Below are 9,640 nucleotides of genomic sequence, written 5' to 3' on the forward strand. Positions count from 1 at the left end.
GCAGCGAGACGAAACGACACCCACCACCACTTCCCTCACGCAAGGAGGCCTGAGATGAGCCACCGCGACACCATGACCCTCACCTCCTCCGGCTTCTGGGTGAGCCAGGAGGCGCCGATCCGGTCGGCGAACCCGATCCCCACCCCGACGTCACCGGCGCCCGACATCCTCCGGTGCGCCTACATGGAACTCATCGTCACCGACCTCGCCGCCTCGAGGGAGTTCTACGTCGACGTGCTGGGTCTGCACGTCACGGAGGAGGACGACACCGCGATCTACCTCCGCTCGACCGAGGAGTTCATCCATCACAACCTCGTGCTCCGACAGGGGCCGATCGCCGCCGTCGCCGCCTTCTCGTACCGCGTCCGCTCGGCCGAGGACCTCGATAAGGCCGTGGCCTTCTACACCGAGCTCGGCTGCGAGGTGCGGCGCGAGCCGAACGGCTTCACCAAGGGCATCGGCGATTCCGTCCGGGTGGTCGACCCCCTGGGCTTCCCCTACGAGTTCTTCTTCGCCACCGAGCACGTCGAGCGACTGTCGTGGCGGTACGACCTCTACAGCCCCGGCGAGCTGGTGCGGCTGGATCACTTCAACCAGGTGACCCCCGACGTGCCGCGGGCGGTGAACTTCATGCAGTCGCTTGGTTTCCGCGTCACGGAAGACATCCAGGACGAGGAGGGAGCGGTCTACGCCGCCTGGATGCGCCGCAAGCCCACCGTCCACGACACCGCGATGACCGGTGGCGACGGCCCGCGCATGCACCACGTCTGCTTCGCCACCCACGAGAAGCACAACATCCTCGCCATCTGCGACAAGCTCGGGGCACTCCGCCGCTCCGATGCGATCGAGCGCGGACCCGGCCGCCACGGCGTCTCGAACGCCTTCTACCTGTATCTGCGCGACCCCGACGGCCACCGGGTCGAGATCTACACGCAGGACTACTACACCGGCGACCCGGACAACCCGGTCGTCACCTGGGATGTCCACGACAACCAGCGCCGCGACTGGTGGGGGAACCCCGTCGTACCGTCCTGGTACACCGAGGCCTCGCTCGTGCTCGACCTCGACGGCAACCCGCAGCCGGTGGTGGCGCGCACCGACTCCTCCGAGATGGCGGTCACGATCGGCGCCGACGGGTTCTCGTACACCCGGGCTCCGGAGCAGTCCGACGGTGAATTCAAACTCGGCAACCAGCTCTGAGCGTGGGGAGGACACCGGATGCTGCCCGCTGACACGATCGCGAAGATCGCCGAGGAGCTCGCCGAGGCCGACCGCACGAACGGTGTGATCCCCCGGATCACCGCGCGGTACCCCGACGCGACGGTCGAAGACTCCTATGCGATCCAGGGGGTGTGGCGCGACCGCAACATCGCCGCGGGCCGGCGTCTGGTGGGCCGGAAGATCGGTCTGACGTCCAAGGCGATGCAGGAGTCGACCGGTATCACCGAACCCGACTACGGGGTGATGTTCGACGACACCGTCTACCGCTCCGGCGACGAGATCGACGCATCCCGCTTCTCGAATGTGCGCATCGAGGTCGAGCTCGCCTTCGTGCTCGGCCGAGCTCTCGAAGGCCCCGGCTGCACGCTCGACGATGCCCTGGCCGCGATCGACTACGCCGTGCCCGCCCTCGAGGTGCTGAACTCGCACATCGAACTGGAGGGACGGACGATCGTCGACACCATCTCCGACAACGCCGCGTACGGCGCGATGGTGCTCGGCGACGTGCACAAGCGCCCCGACGAGATCGACCTGCGCTGGGTTCCCGGGGTCCTCTCCCGCAACGGCGAGATAGTCGAGACCGGCGTCGCCGCCGGGGTGCTCGGGCATCCGGCCACCGGAGTAGCGTGGCTCGCAGGCAAGCTCGCGCAGCACGGTGCTCGCCTGGAGGCCGGCGAGATCATCCTCGCCGGCTCGTTCACCCGCCCGATGTGGGTGAGCGCCGGCGACGAGGTGCTGTGCGATTACGGGCCGATGGGACAGATCACATGCCGCTTCGTCTGAGCCAGACCCTCCGCGCCGCCCTCTCCGCCTCCGACAGACCGCTCGCGGGCATCTGGGTGTGCTCCGGCTCGCCGCTCGTGGCCGAGATCTGCGCGGGCTCGGGGCTCGACTGGACGCTCATCGACATGGAGCACGCGCCCCACAGTCTGGAATCGGTGCTCGCTCAGCTGCAGGCCGTCGCCGCGTATCCGATCACGCCGGTCGTGCGCGTACCGGGCAACGACCCGGTCGTCATCAAGCAGGTGCTCGATCTCGGCGCGCAGAACATCCTCGTCCCGATGGTGTCGTCGACGTCGGATGCGGAGGCTGCCGTGTCGGCGGTGCGCTATCCCCCGCGCGGGCAACGCGGCGTCGGGTCGGCCCTGGGCCGCTCGGCCCGATGGAATCGCGTCGACGGGTACCTCGCCGACGCGGATCAGCACGTCTCGCTGTTCGTCCAGATCGAGACGGCGGCGGGCGTGGATGCGGCCGCGGAGATCGCCGCCGTCGACGGCGTCGACGGCGTCTTCGTCGGACCGAGCGACCTCGCCGCCTCCCTCGGTGTGCTCGGGCAACAGACGCATCCGTTCGTGGTCGACGCCGTTCACCGAGCCTTCGCCGGAGTCCGCGCGGCGGGGAAACCCGTCGGGGTGAACGCCTTCGACCCCGTGGCGGCACAGTCCTACCTCGACGCCGGGGCGAGCTTCATCCTCGTGGCCGCGGACGTGTCGATCCTGGCGCGCGGTTCCGAAGCCCTCGCCGCACGATGGTCACGCACCGACGACCTGCCGGCACCGCGCGCGAGCTACTGACATCGGAGCACTCCGCCTGGTCGGTGGCATCCACTTCGTATATCATTTCACCGTCCGGCAGGAACGACCCCGCCGGTGCTCGAAAAAGGGGCACACAGCCGTGCGCAGCACGTGTGAGACACATACGGTTCCCGCATCCGTACGTCGTCCTCACCTCCCGTGAGGGCCGAAAGGCTCCGTCATGCCCACCGTTTCCGCGCACGTCGCTTCCACCCTCGCCCGCTACATCGCTCACGTCTTCGGCGTGATGGGCAACGGCAACGCCTACGTCCTCGACGCACTCGAGCGCGAGACGGAGGCGACCTTCACCGCGGTGCGGCACGAAGCAGGGGCCGTCGTCGCCGCGGATGCCTACCATCGCGCATCCGGCCGTTTGGCAGCCGCCACCGCCACCTACGGCGCCGGCTTCACCAACACCCTCACCCCCCTGGCCGAGGCCGCCCAGGCGCGCGTGCCGCTCGTGCTCATCGTGGGCGATGCCCCGACGTCGGGGCCGCGCCCATGGGATGTCGACCAGATCGCGCTGGCGGCCGGCGTGGGCGTCCGCACCTACACGGTCGGCCGCGCGGATGCCGCGGCGACCACCGTCATCGCCATCGAGCACGCACTGACATACCGCGTCCCCGTCGTGCTCGCGATCCCCTACGACGTCGTCACCATCGAGGCGGGACCTGTGCCCGACGCGCCCGCACCGCGCCTTCCCGAGCCGCAGGCCCCCGCGACGGCCTTCGCACGCGCTGCGGTGCGCGAGATCGCTGCGGCGCTGCGCACAGCACGTCGCCCCTTCCTGCTCGCCGGTCGTGGCGCGTGGATCTCCGGCGCCGGCGACGCACTCGGGGCTCTGGCCGACGCCACCGGCGCGATCACCGCGAGCTCATCGCTGGCCCGCGGCATCTTCCCCCGTGGCGAGTTCGACCTCGGGGTGACCGGGGGGTTCGGTGCCGAGGGCGCGATGGATCTCGTGCGCGAGGCTGACGTGGCGGTCGTCTTCGGCGCCTCGCTCAACCAGTTCACGATGCGATTCGGCGAGCTGTTCGCCCCGACCACCCGGGTCTTCCAGGTCGACCTCGCGCCGACCGCCACCCACCCGCACGTCGGCGGGTACGTCCGCGCGGACGCGGCGCTCGTGGCGCAGGAGATCGTGGCGGAGCTCGCCCGCCTCGACGCCTCTCCGAGCGGATGGCGGGAGTCCATCAACCTCGCCCCGCTCCGCCGCTACGACGAGGGAGACGGTGTCGCCCCCGATGGCCGCCTCGACCCACGGTCCGTCGCCGCGCGCATCGGACGGCTTCTCCCGGAGGACCGGGTCGTCGTCTCCGACGGCGGGCACTTCATCGGGTGGGCCAACATGTACTGGCCGGTCGCCTCCCCCGACCGGATGATGATGGTCGGCACGGCGTACCAGTCGATCGGGTTCGGGTGGCCGTCGGTGCCGGGCGCCGCACTGGCGCACCCGGAGTCGACCGTCGTCCTCACCACGGGCGACGGGGGCGGGCTGATGGCCCTCGCCGATCTCGAGTCCGCGGTACGCGTCGCCGGCGGGCGGGGACTCGCGGTCGTCTGGAACGACGCCGCCTACGGCGCGGAGGTCAACCTCTACGGCCTGAAGGGCCTTGCCCGCGGACCCATGCTCATCCCGCAGGTCGACTTCGCCGCTCTCGCTTCCGGGGTGGGGGCGGAGGGCGTCGTCGTCGAGACGCTCGACGACATCGACCGTCTCGCCTCCTGGGCTGCCGCACCCGCCGATGACCGCCCGTTCCTCGTGCTCGACTGCCGGATCTCGGGCCATGTCATCGCGCCGTACCAGGAGGAGATCCTCCGGGTGAACGGTGTGACCCTGCCGCAGCCGAGGGAGTCCGCAATACTCTGAAGGGTGACCACGTCTGACAGACCGATCGAGGAAGCGGCTCCCGAGGAGCCTGCCACGATGACCTTCTCCGACCTGGGGCTCAGTGAGCCCGTGCTCGCGGCGCTGCGCGATGTTGGGTACGAAACGCCGTCGGCGATCCAGGCCGCAACCATTCCGACCCTCCTCGCAGGACGCGATGTCGTCGGTCTCGCGCAGACCGGCACGGGCAAGACCGCCGCCTTCGCCCTGCCGATCCTCGACCGGCTGGACGTGTCGCAGAAGACACCCCAGGCGCTTGTCCTCGCGCCCACCCGCGAACTCGCGCTGCAGGTGTGCGAGGCGTTCGAGAAGTACGCTTCCCGTCGCCGCGGTGTGCACGTCCTGCCCGTCTACGGCGGTCAAGGCTATGGCGTCCAGCTGTCGGCCCTCCGCCGAGGGGTGCACATCGTCGTCGGAACCCCCGGGCGCATCATGGACCACCTCGACAAGGGAACGCTCGACCTGACGGAGCTGAAGTACCTGGTGCTCGACGAGGCCGACGAGATGCTGAAGATGGGCTTCGCGGAGGACGTCGAAACGATCCTCGCCGACACTCCCGACACCAAGCAGGTGGCGCTCTTCTCGGCGACGATGCCCGCTGCCATCCGGCGCATCTCGCAGCAGTACCTGCACGATCCCGAAGAGATCACGATCAAGACGAAGACCACGACCTCGTCGACGATCACCCAGCGGTACCTCATCGTGTCGTTCTCTCAGAAGATGGACGCGCTCACCCGCATCCTCGAGACCGAGAACTTCGACGGCCTCATCGTCTTCGGCCGCACCAAGAGCGTGACCGAGGAGATCGCCGAGAAGCTCCGCGCGCGCGGCTACTCGGCGGCCGCGATCAACGGCGACGTCGCCCAGCCCGTCCGCGAGAAGACCATCAACCAGCTCAAGGCCGGCAAGCTCGACATCCTCGTCGCCACCGATGTCGCCGCGCGAGGACTCGATGTCGAGCGCATCTCGCACGTGGTCAACTTCGACATCCCCACCGACACCGAGTCGTACGTGCACCGCATCGGTCGCACGGGCCGGGCCGGACGGTCGGGCGACGCGATCAGCTTCGTCACACCCCGCGAGCGCGGCCTCGTGCGCGCCATCGAGCGCGCCACGCGCCAGTCCCTGACCGAGATCCCCCTGCCGAGCGTCGACGAGGTCAATGTGACGCGCCTGGCCCGGTTCGACGACCGGATCACCGCCGCCCTCGCCGAGACCGAGCGCATCGACCGCTTCCGCGACATCATCGCCCACTACGTCCGGCACCACGATGTTCCCGAGGTCGATGTCGCCGCCGCCCTCGCCGTGGTCGCGCAGGGCGAATCGCCGCTGCTGCTCGAACCCGACCCCGAGCCGCAGCGCCGCGAGCGCGGCGAACGGCCGGAGCGCGTGGACCGTGATCGCGACGCCGCCGAACGCCGGCCTCGCCCGGCGCGCGAAGGGATGGCGACCTATCGCATCGCCGTCGGCAAACGTCACCGCGTCGAGCCGCGCCAGATCGTCGGGGCGCTCGCGAACGAGGGCGGCCTCAAGCGCGACGACTTCGGGGCGATTCAGATCCGACCGGACTTCTCCCTCGTCGAGCTCCCCGCCGACCTTTCGCGGGAGACACGCGCGAGGCTCGAGAGCACCCGCATCTCGGGCCGGCTCATCGACCTCCGGCTGGACACCGGTGGCCCGGCACGCCGGACCCGCCGGGAGGACGACAGGCCGCGGCGCGGACCGCGCTACTGACGTCCGTCCCGGGCCGGCACCGCGGTCAGTTCGGGACCGCCGGAGGTTCATCGACCGCGACGGCCGCGCCGGTGGCATCCGGCTCGATGTCCTCTTCCCGCCGCTGCAGGAGTTCCAGAACCCACATGATCAGCAGCGTCGTGAGGAGGACGAGGAGGACGTCGCCGAATCCGATGGGGCGCAGAAGGATCAGCCAGAGGACGGCGAGGACCGCGAGGATGACGCGGACGAGCACCCGCCTGACGGCGAGCCATGTGCCGAGACGACCGCTGTCGAGCCCACGGGCGCGGAGTCCCCGCCGAGCCGACGCGTTGATCGCTCCGACGGCAGACCGTATCTTCCGCGCCGCCGCGGAGCGGCCCGACAGCCAGCCGATGACCACGAGGATCGCGCCGATGACGGTGAAGACGACGGCGGTCTCGGTCATGACGTCGACCAGGCGGCGGTAGATCACATCGAGCGCGGCGGGTGCCAGATCGAGCCGCTCTGCGGCTATGCCCACGACCCCTCGTCCGACGAGGAACGACACGGCGAGACTCCCCGCCCCGAACACGAAGCCGAACCCGACACCCATCACGGCGACGCTTCGCCGCCGCGCGAGAGCGATCCCCAGCGCGGCCAGCGCCAGTGTCACGAGCGGCAGCCATGCTCCGACGGTCACAGCGACGGCGTAGCCGAGACGGACGGCGTCCAATCCCTGCCCCTCGCCGACGACGATCACCCGGTCGACCTCCGGGATCAGCTGCGCGATCGCGACATCCCGGTCGAGCAGCGTCTGCTGGACGCGCTCCACGATCGCGCCGAGTTGGATCCCGACGCCGTCCTCGGTGCGCACGACGAGTCCTCCACCGTCGGAGGTCGCGGACACCGTCAACGCGCGGTGCGCGGCACGGGTCGCCGTCGCCCAGACGTCGGAGAAGGCGTCGGACTCGACCACGGTGGTCACCGCTTCCGAGACCAGGCCCTCGAGTCCGCTTGCCGCCGGAGCTTGGAGGAGCTGGAGTGCCGCCGCGGCGCGAGGCGGCAGGCCGAGGTCGGAGATTCCGGCGAAGACATCCGCGGTCAACTGCTCGAAGTCGACCTGCTCGCCGATCGCGTCGAGGGTCTCATCGATGATGAGCTGCTGCACAGCGGGGTCGTCGACGAGCGGTGCGAGGGTCTGCACGAACGCGTCCTCGTCCACGAGCTGGATCCGCGCCCACGCCGCGACGATCGTGACAGGAAGTAGGAGGGATGCGACGAGGATGACGAACGCGCTGGCGACCGCACGCCAGCGCGAGCCGTGGACACGCGCCCTCCCTTCGACCGCCGAGGAGAGCTCGGCGTTCTCCTTCTCCAGCGCGCGGACGCGCTCCTCGAGGTCGGCGATGTCCGAGGGTCTGCGAGGGTCGGCCATGGGGCCATCATGGCGTCAACTCCCGCCTCGCACACCCCGTCTCGACCCGAGCGACCGGATGCGGCGTCGCAGCCGGCCGGAGTGCATGTCGGAGGTGGGGCCTAGCGTGCGGTGATGACCATCAACGATGTCCTCGTAGAAGACGAACCCGCCGTCCTGATACTCGAAGCCCTGCGTGGTTTGCAGCTCAGGGATGAAACCGACGGGATGTCGAGTCTTTCGGGAAAGATCGGAGGCGACAGCGGCGCGGCACTTCTTCACGCACTCGGACGCATCACGGCCAGGTTGCGTGCCGACGACATGCGCAGCTTTCTCCCCGGGGCCACACCGAACAGACGCACGCAGGAACAGCGGGAAGCGGACGCGTTCTTCATCCTCGCCGATCGCGTGGACGAGGCCCTGTCTGAATGGCGCGCGCGCAACAGGAGCTGACACGGCATGTGGCGGAGACGGAGGGATTTGAAATCGCGCCGATGGCAACTGGACCCAGCGGAAACCGCATGATTCCGCGTGTTCTGAGGCCACAGACGTTCTCCTCGATCAGGTCAGCGCGGTTCGATTCGTGGCAGAAACGTGGCGGGTGTTCGGCGCGAAATCAGGTGGCTGCACCCCGCTCTTCAGTCATGCGAACTGGAGGCTACGCGGACGCAGCTTCGACCATCATCTCGACGGCTTCGATCATGCCGTATCGGTCGCGCAACGTGTCCAGGATCTCCTCGACGGTGAGCGCTGCACCGTAGCGGCCGGAACGACTCGCGATCTCCCGCACCGCGGCGAGCGCATGCCTGGGGTTGAGCGCGACAGTGTTCTTCGCGAACTCCCTGGCGCTGAGCACCTGGATGCCCGGCGGAATCTTGGCTGCAGGGAAGTCCTTCAGGTTCTCGGTGACGATCGCTCCGGCTCCCGCGATGACGGCCGCAGCGACCACATGCTCGTCATCCGGATCGGGAAGCCCGAAGGTACCTTCCAGCGGTTCCCAGCCTTCGACCTCCGCGTCGGCGAACTCTCTCCGCATCGCGGCGATGAGGGTTGCTGCGCGGCTGGCAGCCCCCGCTACGGGTATCCCCCGCTTCACGAGCTTGACTTCCTCGTGGAACTCGAGTTCGTCGAGGATCGCCGAGCTCCAGGTCGGTCGATACGCGCCCTCGATCGCGAGCGAAAGGAGGAAGTCGCGTTGCAGGCTCGGCCACAGCACGCTGGTGTCGAGGGTCGCCGTGAACACGACCCCATCCTGTCAGTCTGCGAGGTCAGAGTCGGGCTGCCTGCCTTGCGGCGACCGCCTTCCTCGCCGCTCTGAGGTCCTCGAGCGTCTGCTCGATGTTGTCTTCGTCGACGGCGTCGCGCGTGGCGGCGAGCATGTCGTACTGACGCTCCCGCCGGCGCTCTCGGTACTCGAGCAGATCCGCGAGGAGAACGCGTCGGTGCGTTCCCGCCTTCTCGAATGGGATCTCACCCTCGTCGAGGAGCTTCACAATGGTCGGGCGGCTCACGTTCAGGAGATCCGCTGCCTGCTGGGTGGTGAGCCGTGTTGCCTGGGGTACAACTGACACGGCAAGCCCGCTCTGCATCGCGTCCACGATCTTGCGGAGAGCGAGGTAGACCTCTTCCGGAAGCTCGACCTGGTCGCCTGGACGCGCCCCCGCAAGGAAGTACCTTGGCTCGGGAAGAGCCCGGCCGGCGGCCTCATGGGCGGTGAGGAAGTCCAGCACAGGGGCAAGCTCGACTTCCCTGCTGGGAAGGTACGTCTCTTCAACGACGGCAGCGCGAGACACGGAAATCACCTCAATACACGTAAACGCAGGAGGTTGCGTTTGTTACGATTACGGT

At 68.9% G+C, this 9,640-nt stretch carries 9 protein-coding genes; 6 read left to right on the plus strand and 3 right to left on the minus strand.

The window, feature by feature from the left end; genetic code table 11:
* Positions 1 to 54: 54 nt before the first annotated feature.
* The 5 genes from hpaD to MA875_RS07205 all read left to right on the plus strand — a co-directional run bounded on the left by hpaD (position 55) and on the right by MA875_RS07205 (position 6,417).
* Entirely contained in the window at positions 55 to 1,200 is a 1,146-nt protein-coding gene (gene hpaD, locus MA875_RS07185; RefSeq protein WP_248241455.1) for a 3,4-dihydroxyphenylacetate 2,3-dioxygenase, read from the plus strand.
* A gap of 18 nt (positions 1,201 to 1,218) precedes the next feature.
* The gene (locus tag MA875_RS07190; RefSeq protein WP_248241456.1) at positions 1,219 to 2,004 is read left to right on the plus strand and encodes a 2-keto-4-pentenoate hydratase; all 786 of its coding nucleotides are present in this window, start codon (positions 1,219 to 1,221) and stop codon (positions 2,002 to 2,004) included.
* Positions 1,989 to 2,795 (plus strand): HpcH/HpaI aldolase family protein, encoded by an 807-nt coding sequence (locus MA875_RS07195; protein ID WP_248241457.1) that lies wholly within the window; start codon positions 1,989 to 1,991, stop codon positions 2,793 to 2,795. The genes MA875_RS07190 and MA875_RS07195 overlap by 16 nt, the downstream gene beginning before the upstream one ends.
* Before the next feature lie 181 nt (positions 2,796 to 2,976).
* A complete protein-coding gene (locus tag MA875_RS07200; RefSeq protein ID WP_248241458.1) occupies positions 2,977 to 4,665 on the plus strand; it encodes a thiamine pyrophosphate-binding protein in 1,689 nt (562 codons plus the stop codon).
* A 57-nt stretch (positions 4,666 to 4,722) separates the two neighbouring features.
* Entirely contained in the window at positions 4,723 to 6,417 is a 1,695-nt protein-coding gene (locus MA875_RS07205) for a DEAD/DEAH box helicase (protein WP_248241678.1), read from the plus strand.
* A gap of 25 nt (positions 6,418 to 6,442) precedes the next feature.
* On the opposite strand, the gene MA875_RS07210 is transcribed toward MA875_RS07205, so the two are convergent.
* Positions 6,443 to 7,813 carry a hypothetical protein gene (locus MA875_RS07210; protein ID WP_248241459.1) on the minus strand — a complete coding sequence of 457 codons (1,371 nt, stop codon included), beginning with the start codon at positions 7,811 to 7,813 and terminating at the stop codon, positions 6,443 to 6,445.
* 114 nt (positions 7,814 to 7,927) lie between these two features.
* Here MA875_RS07210 and MA875_RS07215 point away from each other — a divergent pair, with 114 nt between their 5' ends.
* A complete protein-coding gene (locus MA875_RS07215) occupies positions 7,928 to 8,245 on the plus strand; it encodes a DUF222 domain-containing protein (RefSeq protein WP_248241460.1) in 318 nt (105 codons plus the stop codon).
* 205 nt (positions 8,246 to 8,450) lie between these two features.
* Here the strand turns inward: MA875_RS07215 and MA875_RS07220 are convergent, their stop codons facing one another.
* Together MA875_RS07220 and MA875_RS17760 are read right to left on the minus strand one after the other, a co-directional pair.
* Positions 8,451 to 9,035 carry a PIN domain-containing protein gene (locus MA875_RS07220; RefSeq protein WP_248241461.1) on the minus strand — a complete coding sequence of 195 codons (585 nt, stop codon included), beginning with the start codon at positions 9,033 to 9,035 and terminating at the stop codon, positions 8,451 to 8,453.
* Between the two features lie 25 nt (positions 9,036 to 9,060).
* Positions 9,061 to 9,585 (minus strand): helix-turn-helix domain-containing protein, encoded by a 525-nt coding sequence (locus MA875_RS17760; RefSeq protein ID WP_248241462.1) that lies wholly within the window; start codon positions 9,583 to 9,585, stop codon positions 9,061 to 9,063.
* Between the last annotated feature and the right edge of the window lie 55 nt (positions 9,586 to 9,640).

It is taken from the genome of Microbacterium kunmingense (assembly GCF_023155745.1).
Classification (GTDB): Bacteria; Actinomycetota; Actinomycetes; order Actinomycetales; family Microbacteriaceae; genus Microbacterium; species Microbacterium kunmingense.

Excerpts from the sequence above, each read along its gene's own strand:
- hpaD (WP_248241455.1), top strand. The coding sequence starts at position 55 with ATGAGCCACCGCGACACCATGACCCTCACCTCCTCCGGCTTCTGGGTG.
- MA875_RS07215 (WP_248241460.1), top strand. The coding sequence starts at position 7,928 with ATGACCATCAACGATGTCCTCGTAGAAGACGAACCCGCCGTCCTGATA.
- MA875_RS07195 (WP_248241457.1), top strand. The coding sequence starts at position 1,989 with ATGCCGCTTCGTCTGAGCCAGACCCTCCGCGCCGCCCTCTCCGCCTCC.
- MA875_RS07205 (WP_248241678.1), top strand. The coding sequence starts at position 4,723 with ATGACCTTCTCCGACCTGGGGCTCAGTGAGCCCGTGCTCGCGGCGCTG.
- MA875_RS07200 (WP_248241458.1), top strand. The coding sequence starts at position 2,977 with ATGCCCACCGTTTCCGCGCACGTCGCTTCCACCCTCGCCCGCTACATC.
- MA875_RS07210 (WP_248241459.1), bottom strand. The coding sequence starts at position 7,813 with ATGGCCGACCCTCGCAGACCCTCGGACATCGCCGACCTCGAGGAGCGC.
- MA875_RS07190 (WP_248241456.1), top strand. The coding sequence starts at position 1,219 with ATGCTGCCCGCTGACACGATCGCGAAGATCGCCGAGGAGCTCGCCGAG.